Source organism: Ramlibacter sp. (assembly GCF_029866045.1).
GTDB lineage: Bacteria > Pseudomonadota > Gammaproteobacteria > Burkholderiales > Burkholderiaceae_C > Ramlibacter.
In genome coordinates this window covers 27,528-47,033 of the sequence record NZ_JARXAB010000048.1, presented here as the reverse complement: position 1 = coordinate 47,033, position 19,506 = coordinate 27,528, and the positions used below count along the sequence as shown (strand labels likewise).

Below are 19,506 nucleotides of genomic sequence, written 5' to 3'. Positions count from 1 at the left end.
GTTTGGCCCGCCACACGAATTACAAACGCGGCCCAGGTCGGCTGGTCGGTGACGCTCCCCGCGGCCTTACGATCACGCCATGAGTGAAATCGGCTTGTCCCCCGAAGTTCCAGCGTCGCGTCTGCGCCTTTATCTCGACCTGATTCGTTGGGACCGTCCTGCGGGGTGGTTGTTGTTGCTCTGGCCCTCCCTGGCCGGGCTGTGGGTGGCTGCGGGTGGTTTTCCCGGCTGGCACCTGGTGGCGGTCTTCACCTGCGGCACCCTCCTCATGCGCAGCGCCGGCTGCTGCATCAACGATGTGGCCGACCGTGACTTTGACCGCCATGTCAAACGCACCGCGCATCGGCCCGTCACCAGCGGCCTGCTGGGTGCGCGCGAAGCCCTGGCGGTCGGTGCCGTTCTGGCCCTGGCGGCCTTTGGCCTGGTCCTCACCACCAACGCCGCCACCATCGCCTGGTCCTTCGCCGCGCTTGCGATCGCCGTCGCCTACCCTTTCGCCAAGCGGCACCTTTCCATGCCGCAGGCGGTGCTTGGCGTAGCCTTTAGCTTCGGCATTCCCATGGCCTTCGCCGCGGTGCAGGGCCGGGTGCCAGGCGAAGCCTGGGCGCTGCTCGCGGGCAACCTGTTCTGGGTTCTGGCCTACGACACGGAATACGCCATGGTGGACCGCGACGACGACCTGCGTATTGGCATGAAGACCTCGGCCATCACGCTGGGCCAGGCGGATGTGCCTGTGGTGATGGCCTGCTACGGGCTGTTTCTGGGCATTTGGTTTGGGCTCCTGTGGGGCCGTGTCGCCCTTGCGCCGCTTGCCCTGGCCCTGGTGATCGCCTCAGCCCAAGTGCTGTGGCACTTCACGATGATCCGCAGCCGCTCCCGGGAAGGCTGCTTTCGCGCCTTCCGCTTGAACCACTGGCTGGGGCTCACCGTCTTTGCCGGCGTCGTAGCTGGCTACGCGCTGCGCTGATTCAAGTCCTGTCAAGCCCGGCCGAATTCGTCGCCAAGCTCGGTTGCTCGCTGGCAGGCTGCGTGCATCGCGGCGATGAAGGCTTGCGGCACCTGGGCCTGCTCCAGGGAGGTGAGCGCCGCATAGGTGGTGCCACCTTTGGAGGTGACCCGCTCGCGCAGCACCGACGGCGGCTCGCTGGAGTCCCGCGCCAGCGCTGCGGCGCCGGAGAAAGTGGCGATCGCCAGACGCTTGGCCTGGTCGGCGGGCAGGCCCATCTGGGTGCCGGCCTCGATCATGGCCTCTAGGAACAGGAACACATACGCCGGGCCCGAACCCGAAAGTGCGGTCACCGCGTCGAGCTGGGTCTCTGCACCGACCCAAAGGTAGTCGCCGGTTGGAGCGATCACCGTCTCGACCAACGCACGGTCCGCCTCTGTCACCGAATCTCGGGCGAACAAAGCGGTCATCCCCTGGCCGATCAGCGCGGGCGTGTTGGGCATGGACCGCACCACCCGCTGGCTCCCCAGCCAGGCAGCGATGCTGTCCGAGCGGATGCCTGCAGCAACGCTCAGGTGGAGGGCGGGACCCGGTCTCCCGAGGTAGGGCGCGGCCTGGGCTGCGGCGTCCTGAAAAGTCTGCGGCTTGACCGCCCAGACCACCAAAGTCGAGCCCGCAAAGCCTGCGTCGGGAGCTGACTGCGCGTCTACGCCATAGGCTTGCTTGAGCCGGCTGCGCGCCGCCTCGAAGGGCTCGATCACCCGGACGGCCGCCTGGGAAAGACCCCGCTGGATCAGGCCACCGAGGATGGCGCTTGCCATGTTGCCGCCGCCAATGAACGCCAGCGGACGGTCAGGAGAGAAGCTTTGAAAGAGGGCAGGGCTTGTCATCCGGCAAGTCTATCCCGGCGTGAACACCCTCCTTCCATCGCTGTGTTACTGGCCGTCGGACCCCAACCCCTTGTTTTATCTAGGTATTTCTATAAGTGTGCGCATGCAAACATCAAGGTGTCGCGTCGCCGCCTCGTCTTGCAGACCTCAGCTGCTTGACAGATCAATTCAATGGGTCATAATCGCGGGCTCGCCTTTTCGAGGCGGGTATATCTGCCTATGCGGATCCGAGGCCAAATTCCTGGAGTTGTCCAGGGCGAGGTTTCGGTGACGACAGGCCCAAGACTGATCTGCAGGGGTCCTTCCAGAAGTCATCGGCTTCGGGTTCCGCAGGTACAAGTTGGGAACTAATTGAAATGATCCAGACTGAATCTCGGCTTGAAGTTGCCGACAACACGGGCGCGAAATCCGTCCTGTGTATCAAGGTGCTCGGCGGCTCCAAGCGTCGTTACGCCAGCGTGGGCGACATCATCAAAGTGACCATCAAGGAAGCTGCTCCGCGCGGTCGCGTCAAAAAAGGCGAGATCTACAGCGCCGTCGTCGTCCGCACCGCCAAGGGCATCCGCCGTGGCGACGGTTCTCTCGTCAAGTTCGACGGCAATGCCGCCGTGCTGCTCAATAACAAGCTGGAGCCCATTGGCACCCGCATCTTCGGCCCGGTCACGCGTGAACTGCGTAACGAGAAGTTCATGAAGATCGTGTCGCTGGCCCCTGAAGTCCTGTAAGAGGAATCCATGAACAAGATTCGCAAAGGCGACGAGGTCATCGTCCTCGCAGGCCGTGACAAGGGCAAGCGCGGCAAGGTCGTGCTCCGTTCCAACGAGACCCATGTGGTCGTCGAGGGCATCAACCTCGTCAAAAAGCACACCAAGCCCAACCCGATGAAGGGTACGACCGGCGGCATCGTGGAGAAATCCATGCCGATCCACCAGTCCAATGTGGCCATCTTCAACCCCGCCAGCGGCAAGGCCGACCGCGTGGGCATCAAGTCCGAGGGCGACAAGCGCGTGCGCGTGTTCAAGTCCTCCGGCGAAGAAATCAAGGCAGCATGACCATGGCACGTCTGAAGCAACACTATCTCGACAAGGTGGTCCCTGAGCTCACCTCCAAGTTCGGCTACAAGTCGCCCATGGAGGTGCCGCGCATCACCAAGATCACCCTCAACATGGGTGTGTCCGAGGCCGTGGCCGACAAGAAGGTCATGGATCACGCGGTGAGTGACCTCACCAAGATCTCCGGCCAAAAGCCGGTGGTCACCAAGGCCAAGAAGGCCATCGCCGGTTTCAAGATCCGCGAGCAGCAGCCCATTGGCACCATGGTCACCCTGCGCGGAAACCGCATGTACGAGTTCCTGGACCGTTTCGTCACCGTGGCCCTGCCCCGCGTGCGTGACTTCCGCGGCATCTCCGGCCGCTCCTTTGACGGCCGTGGCAACTACAACATCGGCGTGAAAGAGCAGATCATCTTCCCCGAGATCGAGTACGACAAGGTGGATGCCCTGCGCGGTCTGAACATCAGCATCACCACCACGGCCAAGAACGACGATGAGTGCAAGGCGCTCCTCGCCGGCTTCCGTTTCCCGTTCAAGAATTGAAGGTGCACCATGGCTAAAACAGCTCTGATCGAACGCGAACTCAAGCGCGCGAAACTGGTCGCCAAGTACGCGAAAAAGCACGCGGAATTCAAGGCCATCTCTACCGATGCCAAGAAGAGCGAGGAAGAGCGCGCTGCCGCCCGCCTCGCCCTGCAAAAACTGCCGCGCAACGCCAACCCGACTCGTCAGCGCAACCGCTGCGAGATCACGGGTCGTCCGCGTGGCACCTTCCGCCAGTTCGGTCTGGCCCGCAACAAGATCCGCGAGATGGCCTTCAGTGGCGACATTCCCGGCGTGATCAAGGCCAGCTGGTAAGCAGGAGTTACAAACATGAGCATGAGTGATCCCATTGCTGACCTGCTGACCCGCATCCGCAACGCGCAGATGGTGGCGAAGTCCACGGTGAGCGTGCCCTCTTCCAAGGTGAAGGTGGCCATTGCCCAAGTGCTGAAGGACGAGGGCTACATCGACAGCTTCCAGGTGAAGACCGAGGGTGGCAAGAGCGAGCTCCAAATCGCCCTCAAGTACTACGCTGGCCGTCCGGTCATCGAGCGCATCGAGCGCGTGAGCCGCCCCGGCCTGCGCGTCTACAAGGGCCGTGACGCGATTCCCCAGGTCATGAACGGTCTGGGCGTGGCCATCGTCACCACCCCCCAGGGCGTGATGACCGACCGCAAGGCGCGCGCCACGGGCGTGGGCGGCGAAGTCCTGTGCTACGTCGCCTAAAGGGAAGGAATTAGCTATGTCCCGAGTCGGAAAAATGCCGGTCGCCGTTCCTGATGGCGTCACCGTTGAAGTCAAGCAGGACCAGATTAACGTCAAGGGCAAGGGCGGTGCTCTGTCCCTGGCCCTGAGCACCCTGGTCAAGGTCGAGAACAAGGACGGCAAGCTGTCCTTCACCCCGATCGATGAGTCGCGCGAGGCCAATGCCATGAGTGGCACCTTCCGCCAGTTGGTCAACAACATGGTGGTGGGTGTGACCCGCGGCTTCGAGAAGAAGCTGAGCCTGGTCGGCGTGGGCTACAAGGCCGCCGCGCAGGGCGCCAAGCTGAACCTGCAGGTGGGTTACTCGCACCCGGTGAACCTCGATGTTCCCAAGGGTCTGGAAGTCAAGACCCCCACCCCGACTGAAATCGTGGTGACGGGCTTCGATAAGCAGGTGCTGGGTCAGTTCGCTGCCGAGATCCGTGCGATTCGTCCGCCCGAGCCCTACAAGGGCAAGGGGATCCGCTACGCGGACGAGAAGATCACGATCAAAGAGACCAAGAAGAAATAAGGGGCCGCACGATGTTGACCAAGAAAGAGCAGCGCCTGCGCCGCGCCCGTCAGACCCGCTTCCGCATTGCCCAGCAAGGTGTGGCCCGTCTGACCGTCAATCGCACCAACCTCCACATCTACGCCGCCGTCATCTCCGAAGACGGCAGCAAGGTGCTGGCAGCCGCCTCCACCGCCCAGGCCGATGTGCGCAAGTCGCTCGGTGGCTCGGGCAAGGGTGGTAACGCCGCCGCCGCCGCCGCCATCGGCAAGCTGATCGCCGAGAAGGCCAAGGCCGCCGGCGTCGAGAAGGTGGCCTTCGACCGCTCCGGCTTTGCCTATCACGGCCGCGTCAAGGCCCTGGCAGAAGCCGCCCGCGAAGCCGGCCTGCAGTTCTAACGGACACGGATACACAAATGGCAAAAATTATTGCGAAGACCCAGGGTGACGGTCCGGAAGACGGCCTGCGGGAGAAGATGATTGCGGTCAACCGCGTCACCAAAGTCGTCAAGGGCGGCCGAATTCTCGGTTTCGCTGCGCTGACTGTGGTAGGTGACGGTGACGGCCGCGTCGGCATGGGCAAGGGCAAGTCCAAGGAAGTGCCCGTCGCCGTGCAAAAGGCCATGGAAGAGGCCCGTCGCAACATGACCAAGGTGTCCCTCAAGCACGGCACCATCCACCACGCGGTGGAAGGCCAGCACGGCGCAGCCCGCATCATGATGATGCCCGCCCCCAAGGGTACCGGCATCATCGCCGGCGGCCCGATGCGCGCAGTGTTCGAGGTCATGGGTATTACCGACATCGTGGCCAAGAGCCATGGTTCGACCAATCCCTACAACATGGTCCGCGCCACCTTTGATGCGCTGAAGAACTCCACTACCCCCTCGGAAGTGGCGGCCAAGCGCGGCAAGTCGGTCGAAGACATTTTCACCGCCTGATCGGAGCACTCACATGACCAAGCAACCAACCGTCAAAGTGAAGCTCGTTCGCAGCCCCATCAGCACCAAGGCTGATCACCGCGCCACTGTGCGTGGCCTGGGCCTGCGCAAGCTCAATAGCGTCAGCGAGCTGGAGGACACTCCTTCGGTGCGCGGCATGATCAACAAGATCAGCTACCTGGTCCAGGTTCTCTGAACCGGTAGTCGAGAGGCACACGATGCAACTGAATGACATCAAGCCCGCAGCGGGCGCCAAGCATGCCAAGCGCCGCGTCGGTCGCGGCATTGGCTCCGGCCTGGGCAAGACCGCCGGCCGCGGTCACAAGGGCCAAAAGTCCCGTGCAGGCGGCTACCACAAGGTGGGCTTCGAAGGCGGCCAGATGCCGCTGCAGCGGCGCTTGCCCAAGCGCGGCTTCAAGTCCCAATCGCTCAAGTACAACGCAGAAGTCACCCTGACCGCCCTCGAAAAGCTGGGCGCCGCAGAAGTTGACCTGCTGGCCCTCAAGGCGGCCGATCTGGTGCCTGCGATGACCAAGGTCGTCAAGGTGATCAAGTCGGGCGAAATCACGCGTGCGGTCAAGCTGACCGGCGTCGGCGCTACCGCCGGTGCCAAGGCAGCCATCGAGGCCGCTGGCGGCTCGTTGGCCTGAGCACTCAGCTGACCCGAAGCAACTTGAACCGAGCCAAGGAAACCACGCGTGGCCACTAACGCTGCACAACTCGCGAAGACCGGCAAGTTCGGCGACCTGCGTCGCCGGCTGGTCTTCCTGTTGCTCGCGCTGCTGGTCTACCGGGTGGGCGCGCACATTCCTGTGCCCGGCATCGATCCGACCCAGTTGCAGGCTCTCTTCAAGACGCAAGAGGGCGGCATCCTGAGCCTGTTCAACATGTTCTCGGGCGGTGCCCTTTCTCGCTTTGCGGTGTTTGCCCTGGGCATCATGCCCTACATCTCAGCCTCCATCGTGATGCAACTGCTCACCTACGTCGTGCCGACGTTTGAGCAGTTGAAGAAAGAGGGCGAGGCCGGTCGCCGCAAGATCACCCAGTACACCCGCTATGGCACTCTGGGCCTGGCCCTGTTCCAGTCCTTGTCCATCGCGGTCGCGCTGGAAGGCTCGGCGGGTCTGGTGATCAGTCCCGGCCTGAGCTTCCGCCTGACCACAGTGGTCACCCTGACTGCAGGCACCATGTTCCTGATGTGGCTGGGCGAGCAGATCACCGAGCGCGGCCTGGGCAACGGTATCTCCATCCTGATTTTCGCCAGCATCGCCGCGGGTTTGCCCAGCGCGATCGGTGGCTTGCTCGAGCTGGTTCGCACCGGTGCGATGAGCATCATCGCTGCGTTGCTCATCGTTGCCATCGTGGTGGTGGTGACCTGGTTCGTCGTCTTCATCGAGCGCGGCCAGCGGAAAATTCTTGTGAATTACGCACGCCGGCAGGTCGGGAACAAGGTCTACGGCGGCCAGTCGTCCCACCTGCCGCTCAAGCTGAACATGGCCGGCGTGATTCCACCGATATTTGCCTCGTCCATCATCTTGCTGCCAGCGACCGTGGTGGGCTGGTTCTCCACCGGTGACTCCATGACTTGGTTGCGTGACGTGGCCGGCACCCTGGCGCCTGGGCAGCCTGTGTATGTGATGCTGTACGCAGCGGCGATCATTTTCTTCTGCTTCTTCTACACGGCCCTCGTCTTCAACAGCCGCGAGACCGCCGACAACTTGAAGAAGAGCGGCGCCTTCATTCCTGGCATCCGGCCTGGCGACCAGACCGCGCGCTTCATCGACAAGATTCTGGTGCGGTTGACCCTGGCCGGTGCGATCTACATCACCGTGGTCTGCCTGCTGCCCGAGTTCTTGATCCTGCGCTACAACGTGCCTTTCTACTTCGGTGGCACCTCGCTTCTGATCATTGTGGTTGTGACCATGGATTTCATGGCCCAGGTACAGAACTACCTGATGTCCCAGCAGTACGAATCGCTGCTGAAAAAGGCTAACTTCAAGACCACTGGGGCTGCCTGATGGCCTGCTCCCGTCCCGCAACCCACACGAATTTCGCGCTTCAATTGGCGCCAAGGTATTTAGGAGAAAAGCAATGAAAGTTTCGGCTTCCGTCAAGAAGATCTGCCGCAACTGCAAGATCATCCGGCGCAAGGGCGTCGTTCGCGTGATCTGCACCGACCCGCGTCACAAGCAGCGCCAAGGCTGATTTACAGGTTTCAGGAAAGACCAACATGGCACGTATCGCTGGCATCAACATCCCGCCGCATAAGCACACCGAGATTGGCCTCACCGCCATTTTTGGTATTGGACGTACCCGCGCCCGCAAGATTTGCGAAGCGACTGGCATCCCCTATTCGAAGAAGGTGAAAGACCTGACCGACGCTGATCTGGAAAAGATCCGCGACCAGATCGGTCTGATCACCATCGAGGGTGACCTGCGCCGCGAGACGACCATGAACATCAAGCGCCTGATGGACATCGGTTGCTACCGTGGTTTCCGTCATCGCCGTGGCCTGCCGATGCGCGGCCAGCGCACCCGCACCAATGCCCGTACCCGCAAGGGGCCGCGCAAGGCTGCTCAGGCTCTGAAGAAATAATCGGGAAAGAGATAAGACATGGCCAAGGCTCCCGCCAACAACGCCGCGCAGCGAGTGCGCAAGAAGGTTCGCAAGAACGTGTCCGATGGCATCTGCCACGTGCACGCCTCCTTCAACAACACCATCATCACGATCACCGATCGCCAGGGCAACGCCCTGTCCTGGGCCTCTTCCGGCGGCCAGGGCTTCAAGGGCTCGCGCAAGTCCACCCCCTTCGCCGCCCAGGTGGCGTCCGAGGTGGCTGGCCGGGCTGCGATCGAGCAGGGCATCAAGAACCTGGACGTCGAGATCAAGGGCCCCGGCCCGGGTCGCGAGTCTTCCGTGCGCGCCCTGGGCGCCTTGGGCATCCGTATCACCTCCATCTCGGACGTGACCCCGGTGCCGCACAACGGTTGCCGTCCCCAGAAGCGCCGCCGCATCTGAGGCAGGCGCTTTGAACAAGGGGTCGCTTGCGGCGGAGTTCGTTCTCCCCCGGCGATCCTGAAGTTTTTCAACCCAAGCCCACCGCCAGCACTCATTCGTGCCTGGCTCCCGCGGTAAATGGCCGCGGCAGTGACATAGAAGGAAAGCAAAGTGGCACGTTACCTCGGCCCCAAGGCCAAACTCTCCCGGCGCGAAGGCACCGACCTATTCCTCAAGAGCGCACGCCGCTCGATTGCGGACAAGGCCAAATTTGACTCCAAGCCCGGCCAGCATGGCCGCACCTCTGGCCAGCGCACCTCGGACTTCGGCCTGCAGCTGCGCGAGAAGCAGAAGGTCAAGCGCATGTACGGCGTGCTCGAGAAGCAGTTCCGCCGCTACTTCGCTGAAGCTTCCCGCCGCAAGGGCAACTCTGGCGCTAACCTGTTGTCGCTGCTGGAATCCCGTCTGGACAACGTCGTGTACCGCATGGGCTTTGGCTCCACCCGCGCCGAAGCGCGCCAGCTGGTGTCCCACAAGGCCATCACGGTCAACGGCCAGGCGGTCAACATCCCGTCGTACTTGGTCAAGGCCGGTGATGTCATCGCCGTGCGCGAGAAATCCAAGAAGCAAAACCGCGTGGTCGAGGCCCTGCAATTGGCTCACCAGGTTGGCATCCCCGCCTGGGTCGAAGTTAACGCCGACAAAGCCGAAGGCGTGTTCAAGAAGGCCCCGGACCGCGATGAGTTCGGCGCTGACATCAACGAGTCGCTCATCGTCGAGTTGTACTCGCGCTGATCGACTTGCCGCAGTCGCAGGAGTTCCCTGCGACTGTTTCCGTTTTTCGTCCCATGCCGCGGGGCACTGCGCCCAGGTGCTTCACCAGCCTTACCGGTGTAACGAGCCGGGGGTATTGAGAGGAAGTCTGAATGCAAACCAATCTGCTGAAACCCAAGTCCATCAACGTGGAGCAGCTTGGCGCCAATCGCGCCAAGGTGACGCTCGAGCCCTTCGAGCGTGGCTACGGCCATACCCTGGGCAACGCTTTGCGTCGCGTGCTGCTGTCCTCGATGGTCGGGTACGCAGCCACGGAGGTCACCATCGCTGGCGTCCTCCACGAGTACTCCTCCATTGACGGTGTCCAGGAAGATGTTGTTTCCATCCTGCTAAACCTCAAGGGCGTGGTGTTCAAGCTCCACAACCGTGACGAGGTCACCCTGTCGCTGCGCAAAGAGGGCGAGGGCCCGGTCACTGCGGCCGACATCCAGACCCCGCACGACGTAGAGATCATCAACCCGGATCACGTCATTGCCCACCTGTCGCAAGGTGGGAAGCTCGACATGCAGATCAAGGTTGAAAAGGGCCGCGGCTATGTGCCCGGTACGCTGCGCCGCTTTGCCGACGAGCCCACCAAGTCCATTGGCCGCATCGTGCTCGATGCCTCCTTCTCGCCTGTGAAGCGCGTGAGCTATACCGTCGAGAGCGCCCGCGTCGAGCAGCGTACCGACCTGGACAAGCTCGTCGTCGAGATCGAGACAAACGGTGCCATCACCGCTGAAGACGCAGTGCGCGCCTCGGCCAAGATCTTGGTTGAGCAGCTTGCTGTCTTCGCCCAGCTCGAGGGCAGCGAACTCGCCGCCTTCGACCAGCCGGTGCAGCGCAGCTCACAGCAGTTCGATCCGATCCTGTTGCGTCCGGTCGACGAGCTTGAGCTCACCGTGCGCTCGGCCAACTGCCTCAAGGCCGAGAACATCTACTACATCGGTGACCTGATCCAGCGCACCGAAAACGAGCTGCTCAAGACGCCTAATCTGGGCCGCAAGTCGCTCAACGAAATCAAGGAAGTTCTCGCCTCCCGTGGCCTGACCCTGGGCATGAAGCTGGAAAGCTGGCCGCCCGCAGGCTTGGACAAGCGCTGATTTTCAATTTGCACATTGGTGAACTGGCAGTACCTGATCCGGCTGCCTTTTAGATAAAGAAAGGAACACACCATGCGTCACGGCCACGGCCTTCGTAAACTCAATCGCACCAGCGAGCACCGCCAGGCGATGCTTCGCAACATGATGATTTCGCTGCTCACGCACGAAGCCATCAAAACCACCGTCCCCAAGGCCAAGGAACTGCGCCGCGTGGTCGAGCCCATGATCACTCTGGCCAAGGAAGACTCGGTGGCCAATCGCCGCCTGGCCTTCAACCGCCTGCGTGACCGTGACATCGTCACCAAGCTGTTCAATGATCTCGGCCCGCGCTTCAAGGTGCGCCCGGGCGGTTACACCCGCATTTTGAAGATGGGCTTCCGCGTGGGCGACAACGCGCCGATGGCGCTTGTTGAGCTCGTCGACCGCCCTGAAATTTCTGCCGATCAAGCCGCTGCGAGCGAGTGATCGAGGGGTTTCCCCGCTATACTTATCGGTTCTGACGCGCGGTGGAGCAGCCTGGTAGCTCGTTGGGCTCATAACCCAAAGGTCGCAAGTTCAAATCTTGCCCGCGCAACCAAACCCAAGCCGAGGACCACAAAGTCCGACGCCATGAAAACGCCCACATATGTGGGCGTTTTCATTGGTGCGTTGAACGGCGCATTCAGTGCCGCTTTTGTCGGCTCTCATGCCGACATCACGCCGGTATCAAGCCGGCATGATGTAGCGTCTTGCGCCGGCGTTCTTCTCCGCGATCTTCCCCGGCCCAGGCCAAGAAAGATGCGTGCGCTCAATGGCGGCTGGAGCCCCCTTTTTTCCCGCCCTCCGCTGCATGGCCTTCTGCCGATGCATGCCCACCTGCTTTCTCGCCCATCTGCGTGCCGATTTGCCTGCCTGCTGACCCACCGCCCTGGCTCACCGCCGCACTCTGCGAGGGCAATTCATGGCTGTGCACAGCAATCCGGTGGCTGCGCTCTTGCAGCGCGTGCTTGGGTATCCGAATGGTCAGCACCCCATGCGCGAAGTCCGCGTTGATCTCCTGTGATTCGGGCGCGAAGGGCAATTGGAGCGAGCGCTGAAACCGGCCCCAGCTGCGCTCCATCAGGTGATAGTCCTGGGGTTGCTGGGTCTCGTGCTCCTGGCGCTTCTCGCCCCGCAGCGTGAGCATGTTGCCGTCGAGCCGCACCTCGACATCAGCCGGGTTGACGCCTGGCAGGTCGGTGCTGATGCAGATCTCCTGCGAGCTCTCACGCACATCCATTCGCGGCAAGGCCATGGCGGATGGAAGCGACGGCAAGGCGTTGCTGCCCATGAAGTCGTCGAACAGGTGGTTCATCTGCTGGTGCAGTGCGGCGAAAGGGTCGGCTGAGCTGCGCGTGGGGGTGAGGAATCCGGGCTGGCGAGTCATGGTCATCTCCAAGAAGAAGGTCAGAGCGAGGAAGGGGAAAGGGGCAATTTGCGCCAGGCCCTGAGGGCGGTCCTGTGGGGGCGGGTGCCATGCTGGTGTAGGAGTGGTCTGCGGGGCAATTGTTGTCGGTGCAAACGGCGGTCCTCAAGGCACGGCCCAGCGCCCCGTCGCAGGGCCTCGTGCGACCTCGTGCGGCTTGGTGCGGCCATGTGCGGTTGCGCAAGGGACGCTGGCGTGCAACTGGCGATGTGCGCAGCCAGAGAGAACCCGCTGAGCCCCGGCGGTGACAGACCGCGTGCCTCCGTATCCATCGGTCTATCTGTCCGTCTGTCCACGGTCCCCTAGGCATCTCCGGCCGCATGGCGGCCACCCCACTCCCTCCTCACAGCCGATCGTTACCGCCCATGCTCTCGTCAATGTTCCGCTCACTGTCCCCGCGCTCACCTTCACGCGGGGCGGCATCGCCCCCCCAGACCGCCGCCGCCGATTCAAAAAGTTTCATCGAATTGGGCGCGGCGGTGCAGTGCTCGGATGCAAACAATCTGGTGCTGTTCGATGGCACGGGCGTGAGTGCCGCCGGCACCCCCCCCCGCTCTCCCCTATCGCCGGCCTTCTTGCGAAACAAGCAAGCCTCCGCTGCGAGGACCCGCATCGCCGATCGTTTCGCAAGGGCGTTGCCCCCCGGGGTAATCCGGGATCAGGCCGCCGTCCCGTTCAACAACCTCACCGATGCGGGCGCGGTTCGAGTGCATCAATTGCGGCTGCTCGCGGCATTTGTGAAGTTCCAGCAAGACCTGATCACGGGCGGCATGGATGCTCCCCAGGCGGCTGGGTTGTCGACGCTCGCGTTCACCCCCGCAACATGGAATTGCAGCGGCACCCAGACGCTCTACAACCGGATCAACACCTGCCTGATCAGCTCAAACCAGAGGATCGTCAAGGCCTGCCTGGATGCCTCCTGGCGGGATGATCCGCCCAAGGACGAGGCCGCGTGGCGCCTCGAGCTGGAGACTGCGAGCGGCGCGATCACCCAACGCCGGCGCTCGCTGGCTCCGCTACCAGACGCGGCCGCTGCGGCGTCTTCAGAGGCATCGCCGCCGCCCCGCGTTGACCGTAAAGCCGATCCGGCTCCCGATGCTGTGGGATCGCGCAGGGGCTCCGGTGATGGCCACAAAGCGAGTCGACCCCCGTCGGACTCTGGTCGGGTGCCTACATCCGAGCCGCGCTCGGCCGCTGGTGAGCCAGACCCTCCTAGCAGTGTCAACAGAAGCCTGGCCCCCGAATTCTCTGGCGCCGGGACTGGCGCTGCGGCACCGCCCACTGCGGAGATTCATCCGCCGCTCGTCGCGTCGGCCCTTGCGACCCGTGGAGCACCCCTGCCTCTGGCCTCCACAGAGGCACCCTCGTTGGCAGATCAGCTCAGTTCGATCCCCATGTATGGCTCCCTGGGTGCAGCGCCGTCGGCGGGCGATCGACCTGCGCACCAGCGGGGCAGTGAATGGAACGAAACCGAACGCGCCCGACTCGCCGATACGAAGGGGCGCCTGCTTGGCCTCTCCTCGCCCGAGCGGCCCACACAGCTCACGGGCATGTGTGATTGGGGAAGACGCCTCGCTGACGAAGCCCTCTACAGGGGCGTGCCCGACGCGTCGGGTCGGCAAGCGTCGGCGCAAGCGAACACACAAGCGAGAGAACAAGCGGCAATTCGGGCTCGCTGGCACCGCGATTTGCTTCCCGCACTCCAGGGACTGCACGAGCGCGTCACCCGTGCCTCGGGACAACCTCTGTCCAACCGATTCCGGAACGAACTTCTGCGTTGGCCCCTGTCGGTGCGGGCCTCACTGCTCCGATGTTCGGCGGATAGTTTGCAGAGCATGGATCCGCGCGGTGCTGGCTGGGCGCCCCGTTACCGGTTTCATGCGGAGCTGGCGCGAGCCCTGGCAGCTGGTGAGTGCTACACGGCCCAGGAGCAGGAACTGCAGGCGCGGGTACTTGCTGCTGTGAAGGTGCAGGCGCAGGCCCGAAAGCAGGTCGTCCCGAATTTCCAGAGCGTTGTTGCGGCCGTCCGCGCCATCTTCAGCCAGGCCTCGCAGGGCCGCGCAAGTGCGTACCAGGGTCTCCCGTCCTTTGAGCTTCGCATGGACAGCCTGAATCGCCAGCAAGCCAGCTACAACCCGTTCACCCGCACTGTCCTCATCAGCCCCCGTGCCCTGCACGAGCAGAGCCCCATGCCCTATGTCCTGCGGCATGTCGCAGCAGCGTCTATGCATTTCTACAACCATCGCTTGATCGACGCACTGGCGCTTAACGAGCCACACGCGGAAAACTCGGACCGGCAGATCGGGTCCATGCTGCACGCTCTGGAGCAGGTGCCGATCACCGCTCCGGCCTTGAAGAATGCGGGCCTGCAGCCCGAACAGGCGAACCTTCTGGTGCTTCACACCCTTCCCAAACAACGTGAGTTGTCATTCGCCCGCGCGGTCTCTGATGCCTGGGAGTCCGCCAAGCGAGACACGCTGTCACGCTCGCTGGCCCAAGGTGGCGGGCGCCAGGGAGTGGGGACGATTGCACAGGGGCCGGCCAGCGTGATCCCGGCAAGCGTGATGGCCGCAAGCGTGAGCCCGGCCAGAGCTTTGGCCACGGAGTCCCAGGCCCTTGCTCCCAATGCCCCTACTGCCCTCGCCTCCGCCGCATCGACCGCCGCGCGCGTGGTGCCGGAAGACACCGGCAAGGGCATCGGCAATTGATTCGGCCTCGCCGGAGGCCGGCCAGGGGCCTGAGCCATCGCCGACGGCGATGTGGCCTTCTGTCCTAGGGGATTTCTCCACCCCCCGTTTGCTTGCTTGGTGCCGATGAGTCGGCCTATGATGCCTCTATGAGGGACGATCGTTCCACTTTACGGCACAAAGCCGGCTGGATCTAGGCATGTCGACACTGAAAAACTCAGTGCATGTGCTTCGTTGCTTCACGCCGAGCCGGCCTGAGCTCACGGTGACCGAGGTCGCCACCTGGTTGGGTCTGCCCAAGAGCAACGTATCCCGCTTGCTGCGGGCCATGCATGAGGCCGGCATGCTCGACGCCGCCGGGCGTGGCCGCGGCTACCGCCTGGGGGAATGGTTGCAAGACCTCGGGCAGATGGCCACGCAGACCCAGACCTTCCAAGCACGCGCCAGCGCTGCGGCGCGCCGGGTCAGTGACCAAATGGGGTACTCCGGCTATGTCTCGGTGCTGGTAGGTACGCATATGGTTGGCTTGGCTCACCATGTGGGTGGCAACACCCAGCAGGTGGGCGTGCCGCTCGGCGGGCGCTTGCCGGTCGACGCTTGCGCCACCGGACGGGCCCTGCTGGCCACCATGGGCGATGGCGAGGTGCGCCAACTGCTGGGTGGGCGCGTCTCTCTCGCGGCCCCGCAGTCGCCACGTGACTTTGACGAGCTGCTCGCGCGGCTGAGGCAGATCCGCGAGCAAGGGTTTGCCGAGTCTCAGCATGAGGCCCTCCCAGGCGCCGGTGCCGTTGCCGTGGCGGTGGCCGACCCGCAAACCGGTGAGCGCCTGTGCCTGTGCCTCACCTACCCGCTGCTGGCCCTCGGTCCGGCCGATCGCAAGCGGGCCATCGAATTGCTCCTGCAGGAGCGCAGAAATCTCATCAGGAGTCATCCATGAATCGCAGCCCCGTGCTCAACTCACGCTGGCGCATTGGCTTTGACATTGGCGGCACGTTCACTGATTTCATCCTCTACGACAACGAAGAAGGCCGTGTCACGCTGCACAAGCGCTTGACCACACCCAAAGATCCGTCAGAGGCGGCGCTGCAGGGCCTGCAGGAGCTGGTGGCGATGCGAGGCATCACCCTGGCCGAGGTGCACGAGATCATCCACGGCACCACGCTGGTGACCAACGCGGTGATCGAGCGCAAGGGCGCGCCGCTGGGTTTGCTGACCACGCGGGGCTTTCGCGACATCCTCGAGATGGGCGCTGAGCAGCGTTACGACATCTACGACCTCTTCGTGCGCTTTCCGGCGCCGATGGTCGAGCGCGATCTCCGCCGTGAGGTGGGCGAGCGCATCGACGCCTTGGGCCGTGTCGTCGCGCCGCTGGACCTGGTCAGCGTGCGCGAAGCGGTCGATGCCCTGGTGGCCGCGGGCTGCCGCGCGATTGCGGTGTCCCTGCTTCACAGCTATGCCAATCCGGCACACGAGCAGGCCGTGGGTAACTGGATCCGCGCGCACCATCCCGGCGTGTCGGTATCGCTGTCCTCGGACGTGGTGGCGGAGATGGGTGAGTACGCCCGCACCGTGACCACCTGCGCCAATGCCTATGTGCAGCCGCTGATGGCTGGTTACCTGGGTCGCTTGCAGCAGTCTCTTTCGGAGCTGGGCTTCGCCGGCGACCTGCGCATGATGCATTCGGCCGGTGGCCTGGTGTCGGTCGAGACCGCCAGCCTCTTCCCCATCCGCCTGCTCGAGAGCGGCCCGGCCGGCGGCGGTCTGGCCACTGCGCTCTTTGGCTCTCTGGCGGGCAAGCAGGACGTGATCTCTTTCGACATGGGCGGCACGACCGCCAAGGCCTGCCTCATTGAAGACGGCCGCGCGGAGATCGCGCCGATGATGGAGGCGGCCCGCGTGAGCCGCTTTACCCGCGGCTCGGGCCTGCCGATCAAGTCGGCGGTGATCGAAATGATCGAGATCGGCGCCGGTGGCGGCTCCATCGCCGCCATCGACGAGGTCGGTCTGCTCAAGGTGGGGCCGCATTCGGCCAGCTCCGACCCTGGCCCGGCCTGTTATGGCCTGGGCGGCACCGAACCCACCGTGACGGACGCCAACCTGGTGCTCGGTTACTACGACCCCGGCTTCTTCCTTGGCGGCCGCATGAAGCTCGACCTGGCCGCCGCCGAGCGCGCGGTCGAGCGCGTCGCCAAGCCGCTGGGCTTGACCGTGCCGCAGGCGGCGCTGGGCATCCATAAGGTGGTGGTCGAGAGCATGGCCGCTGCCGCACGGGTGCACCTGATCGAAAAGGGCAAGGACCCGCGGGCCTATGCCATGGTCGGCTTCGGTGGCGCCGGACCCGCCCATGCGGTCGATGTGGCGCGCGCCATGGGCGTGCGTGAGGTCATCATTCCTCCAGCGTCCGGCGCCGCCTCGGCACTGGGATTCCTGGCTGCGCCCCTGTCCTTCGACGGGGTGCGTTCGCTGCGCGTGGCGTTTGAACCCGGATTCGATGCCGAAGCGGTCAATCAGGTGCTCACGGCCTTGGAGACCCAGGGCCGTGAGCGATTGCAGGCGGCGGGCGTTGATCCGTCTGCCATAGAGGTCGAACGACACGCTGACATGCGCCTGGTAGGGCAGATGCACGACATCGCGGTCACACTGCCTGATGGCCTGATCGGTACCCAGAGCCTGGCGGGGATCCGCCAGGCCTTCGAGGCTGCCTATGCCACCCGCTACACCTCGGTACTCGAGGACGCGCGCATCGAGGCGGTGAATTTTCGCGTGCGATGCGCCGGCCCCACGCCCCGCCTGAGCCTGCAAGGCGCCGCGGGTGGCGCGGACGATTCGCCACGGGTCAAGGGCCAGCGCATGGCGGTGTTTGAGCAAGGCGCGATGCTCACCCAGGTGGTGGACCGCTACGCACTGCGGCCGGGCGATCGGATCGACGGCCCGGCCATCATCGAGGAGCGCGAATCGACCACCGTGGTCGCACCGGACGACCTCGTCGAGGTGGACGACAACCTCAATCTGCGTATCACGGTCGCTGCCACGCGTGCGATGGAGGCGGTGGTGCGCGAGGGCATGTCGCGTGCCGAGGCGGTGGCACGCATCCAGGCGGACCCGATTGGCCTGGAGATCATGTGGAGCCGTCTGGTCAATGTGGTTGACGAGATGTGGCTCACCGTCTGCCGGACCGCCTTCTCATTGGTGATCTCAGAGGCGCAGGATTTCGCCTGCGAATTGCTCGATCGCGACGGCGAGACGCTGGCCCATTCGCCGCGTGCGATGCCGGTTTTCAATCTGACCCTGCCGCGTGCAGTCAAGGCCCTGCTGGCCGCCTACCCGGCCGACACGCTCCAGCCAGGCGATGTGCTGATTACCAACGACCCTTGGCTGTGCGCGGGGCATCTGTTCGATATCGCGGTCGTGACCCCTGTATTCCGCGAGGGCCGGCTGGTCGGTCTCGTTGGCACGGTGGGTCATGTTTCTGACATCGGCGGTACCAAGGACTCGCTCAAAGCCCGAGAGATTTACGAGGAGGGCCTGCAGATCCCGCCAATGAAGCTGTACGAGGCGGGTCGGCCCAACGAGACCCTTCACCGGCTGATTCACCTGAACGTGCGCAATGGCGACCAGGTGTTGGGCGATTTGCAGTCTTTCGTGACCGCCAACGCCATGGGGGCCGAGCGTGTGCTCTCCTTCATGGACGATTACGGCATGCGCGACCTGGGCGCGCTCGCCGAAGTGGTGCAGGGCCTGTCCGAAAAGGCTATGCGTGACGCCATCCGCGCCCTGCCCGATGGCGAGTACCGCAGCGTCATCACCAACAACCCGCTCGGGGAGGTGCTGGCCTATCCGGTCAAGTTGACCATCGCTGGCGATTCGATCGATGTGGACTTTGCCGGCGCGCCTGCGCAACTGGCGCAAGGGGGGCTGAACTGCACCCTGAACTACACGGCGGCGCACGCAACTTACCCGCTCAAGTGCATGCTCACCCCTTCGGTGCGTGGCAACGCGGGCTGCTACCGGCCCTTCACGGTGAGCGCGCCTGAAGGTTCCGTGCTCAATTGCAGCTACCCAGCCTCCGTCAACCTGCGCACCCGTACCGGCTGGTACCTGGCGCCCAACATTTTCCGGGCGCTGTCCCAGGCTGCACCGCAGCAGGTGCAATCCTTCACCGGGCTCGCAGTAGCGGCCAACATCTATGGCCAGGACGAGCACGGCCGGTTCTATTCGGACATGCTGTTCTGCGGTGGTGGTCAAGGCGGCTCCGCGCGTGGCGACGGCCACTCCACACTGCTGTGGCCCACCTCCGCCGCCAACACCTCGATCGAACTGATCGAGAGTCGTGCCCCGGTGGTCGTGCTCGAAAAGACCTATGTCACCGACTCCGGTGGTGCGGGCCGGCATCGCGGCGGCCTCGGCCAGCGCGTACGTTTGCGCAAGCGCGAGGACGACGGACTCCCCACCTTGATCTCGGTCTATCCCGAGGGCGTCAACAACCCGGTCGATGGCCTGTACGGTGGCCAACCTGGTGGCGAGGCCCTGGGCCGCCTCATCGACCCCCAGGGTAACGAACTCCTCAATGTCGGCAGCGGTCAGTTGGTCGAGCTTCGCCGCGCCGATCAATGGGTCGAACTGGTGCTCGCCGGTGGCTCTGGCTATGGGTCGCCGCGTGAACGTTCGCCCGATGCCCTGGCCCGCGACCTGCGACTGGGCCTCATCTCGCCGGATGCCACAGGCCACGACTATGGCCAGTCGGCGCCCACGGCAGGTGCCGGGCGCGCCGCCGATCCCAGCCTCGCCACGACCTGAAGATGAATTGTTTCCCTCCCCGCGCTTTCTGACCGTTCCAAC

23 protein-coding genes and 1 tRNA gene are annotated in these 19,506 nt (G+C 63.9%); 22 read left to right on the top strand and 2 right to left on the bottom strand.

The window, feature by feature from the left end; genetic code table 11:
- Positions 1-79 precede the first annotated feature (79 nt).
- Positions 80-967 (top strand): 4-hydroxybenzoate octaprenyltransferase, encoded by an 888-nt coding sequence (gene ubiA, locus QE494_RS05470; RefSeq protein ID WP_300041895.1) that lies wholly within the window; start codon positions 80-82, stop codon positions 965-967.
- 11 nt (positions 968-978) lie between these two features.
- Here the strand turns inward: ubiA and proC are convergent, their stop codons facing one another.
- Positions 979-1,836 carry a pyrroline-5-carboxylate reductase gene (proC, locus tag QE494_RS05465; protein WP_300041894.1) on the bottom strand — a complete coding sequence of 286 codons (858 nt, stop codon included), beginning with the start codon at positions 1,834-1,836 and terminating at the stop codon, positions 979-981.
- Positions 1,837-2,192: 356 nt separating this feature from the next.
- On the opposite strand from proC, the gene rplN reads away from it, so the two are divergent.
- From rplN to QE494_RS05375, 18 genes are all read left to right on the top strand, one after another.
- Positions 2,193-2,561 carry a 50S ribosomal protein L14 gene (rplN, locus tag QE494_RS05460; protein WP_300041893.1) on the top strand — a complete coding sequence of 123 codons (369 nt, stop codon included), beginning with the start codon at positions 2,193-2,195 and terminating at the stop codon, positions 2,559-2,561.
- 9 nt (positions 2,562-2,570) lie between these two features.
- Positions 2,571-2,888, top strand: coding sequence for a 50S ribosomal protein L24 (rplX, locus tag QE494_RS05455; RefSeq protein WP_300041892.1), 318 nt, complete (start codon positions 2,571-2,573; stop codon positions 2,886-2,888).
- Positions 2,889-2,890: 2 nt separating this feature from the next.
- On the top strand, positions 2,891-3,430 hold the full coding sequence (gene rplE / locus QE494_RS05450) for a 50S ribosomal protein L5 (protein WP_300041908.1): 540 nt from the start codon (positions 2,891-2,893) through the stop codon (positions 3,428-3,430).
- Positions 3,431-3,439: 9 nt separating this feature from the next.
- Positions 3,440-3,745 (top strand): 30S ribosomal protein S14, encoded by a 306-nt coding sequence (gene rpsN / locus QE494_RS05445; RefSeq protein WP_300041891.1) that lies wholly within the window; start codon positions 3,440-3,442, stop codon positions 3,743-3,745.
- A gap of 15 nt (positions 3,746-3,760) precedes the next feature.
- Positions 3,761-4,156, top strand: coding sequence for a 30S ribosomal protein S8 (gene rpsH / locus QE494_RS05440; RefSeq protein ID WP_300041890.1), 396 nt, complete (start codon positions 3,761-3,763; stop codon positions 4,154-4,156).
- A gap of 16 nt (positions 4,157-4,172) precedes the next feature.
- Positions 4,173-4,706 (top strand): 50S ribosomal protein L6, encoded by a 534-nt coding sequence (rplF, locus tag QE494_RS05435; protein WP_300041889.1) that lies wholly within the window; start codon positions 4,173-4,175, stop codon positions 4,704-4,706.
- 11 nt (positions 4,707-4,717) lie between these two features.
- Positions 4,718-5,083, top strand: a complete 366-nt coding sequence (gene rplR / locus QE494_RS05430; protein ID WP_300041888.1) for a 50S ribosomal protein L18 — start codon at positions 4,718-4,720, stop codon at positions 5,081-5,083.
- Positions 5,084-5,100: 17 nt separating this feature from the next.
- Positions 5,101-5,622: a 30S ribosomal protein S5 gene (rpsE, locus tag QE494_RS05425; RefSeq protein WP_300041887.1), complete on the top strand. Its 522-nt coding sequence runs from the start codon at positions 5,101-5,103 to the stop codon at positions 5,620-5,622.
- A gap of 13 nt (positions 5,623-5,635) precedes the next feature.
- Entirely contained in the window at positions 5,636-5,818 is a 183-nt protein-coding gene (gene rpmD / locus QE494_RS05420) for a 50S ribosomal protein L30 (RefSeq protein WP_300041886.1), read from the top strand.
- A gap of 22 nt (positions 5,819-5,840) precedes the next feature.
- The gene (rplO, locus tag QE494_RS05415; RefSeq protein WP_300041885.1) at positions 5,841-6,272 is read left to right on the top strand and encodes a 50S ribosomal protein L15; all 432 of its coding nucleotides are present in this window, start codon (positions 5,841-5,843) and stop codon (positions 6,270-6,272) included.
- Positions 6,273-6,320: 48 nt separating this feature from the next.
- Positions 6,321-7,640, top strand: coding sequence for a preprotein translocase subunit SecY (gene secY / locus QE494_RS05410; protein WP_300041884.1), 1,320 nt, complete (start codon positions 6,321-6,323; stop codon positions 7,638-7,640).
- A 73-nt stretch (positions 7,641-7,713) separates the two neighbouring features.
- On the top strand, positions 7,714-7,827 hold the full coding sequence (gene rpmJ / locus QE494_RS05405; RefSeq protein WP_012348927.1) for a 50S ribosomal protein L36: 114 nt from the start codon (positions 7,714-7,716) through the stop codon (positions 7,825-7,827).
- 25 nt (positions 7,828-7,852) lie between these two features.
- The gene (gene rpsM, locus QE494_RS05400; protein WP_300041883.1) at positions 7,853-8,218 is read left to right on the top strand and encodes a 30S ribosomal protein S13; all 366 of its coding nucleotides are present in this window, start codon (positions 7,853-7,855) and stop codon (positions 8,216-8,218) included.
- Positions 8,219-8,236: 18 nt separating this feature from the next.
- Positions 8,237-8,641 (top strand): 30S ribosomal protein S11, encoded by a 405-nt coding sequence (gene rpsK, locus QE494_RS05395; RefSeq protein ID WP_300041882.1) that lies wholly within the window; start codon positions 8,237-8,239, stop codon positions 8,639-8,641.
- Between the two features lie 150 nt (positions 8,642-8,791).
- On the top strand, positions 8,792-9,415 hold the full coding sequence (rpsD, locus tag QE494_RS05390) for a 30S ribosomal protein S4 (protein ID WP_300041881.1): 624 nt from the start codon (positions 8,792-8,794) through the stop codon (positions 9,413-9,415).
- A gap of 131 nt (positions 9,416-9,546) precedes the next feature.
- Complete coding sequence (rpoA, locus tag QE494_RS05385) at positions 9,547-10,536, top strand: DNA-directed RNA polymerase subunit alpha (protein ID WP_300041880.1); 990 nt, start codon at positions 9,547-9,549, stop codon at positions 10,534-10,536.
- Between the two features lie 72 nt (positions 10,537-10,608).
- Positions 10,609-11,001, top strand: coding sequence for a 50S ribosomal protein L17 (rplQ, locus tag QE494_RS05380; protein ID WP_300041879.1), 393 nt, complete (start codon positions 10,609-10,611; stop codon positions 10,999-11,001).
- Between the two features lie 35 nt (positions 11,002-11,036).
- Positions 11,037-11,113: transfer RNA gene (locus QE494_RS05375), tRNA-Met, on the top strand.
- 210 nt (positions 11,114-11,323) lie between these two features.
- On the opposite strand, the gene QE494_RS05370 is transcribed toward QE494_RS05375, so the two are convergent.
- Positions 11,324-11,941 (bottom strand): Hsp20/alpha crystallin family protein, encoded by a 618-nt coding sequence (locus QE494_RS05370; RefSeq protein ID WP_300041878.1) that lies wholly within the window; start codon positions 11,939-11,941, stop codon positions 11,324-11,326.
- A gap of 1,874 nt (positions 11,942-13,815) precedes the next feature.
- Here QE494_RS05370 and QE494_RS05365 point away from each other — a divergent pair.
- The 3 genes from QE494_RS05365 to QE494_RS05355 all read left to right on the top strand — a co-directional run bounded on the left by QE494_RS05365 (position 13,816) and on the right by QE494_RS05355 (position 19,464).
- Positions 13,816-14,688, top strand: coding sequence for a hypothetical protein (locus QE494_RS05365; RefSeq protein ID WP_300041877.1), 873 nt, complete (start codon positions 13,816-13,818; stop codon positions 14,686-14,688).
- Between the two features lie 178 nt (positions 14,689-14,866).
- On the top strand, positions 14,867-15,604 hold the full coding sequence (locus tag QE494_RS05360) for an IclR family transcriptional regulator (protein WP_300041876.1): 738 nt from the start codon (positions 14,867-14,869) through the stop codon (positions 15,602-15,604).
- A complete protein-coding gene (locus QE494_RS05355; protein WP_300041875.1) occupies positions 15,601-19,464 on the top strand; it encodes a hydantoinase B/oxoprolinase family protein in 3,864 nt (1,287 codons plus the stop codon). Before QE494_RS05360 ends, QE494_RS05355 begins: the two co-directional genes overlap by 4 nt.
- Positions 19,465-19,506: the final 42 nt, after the last annotated feature.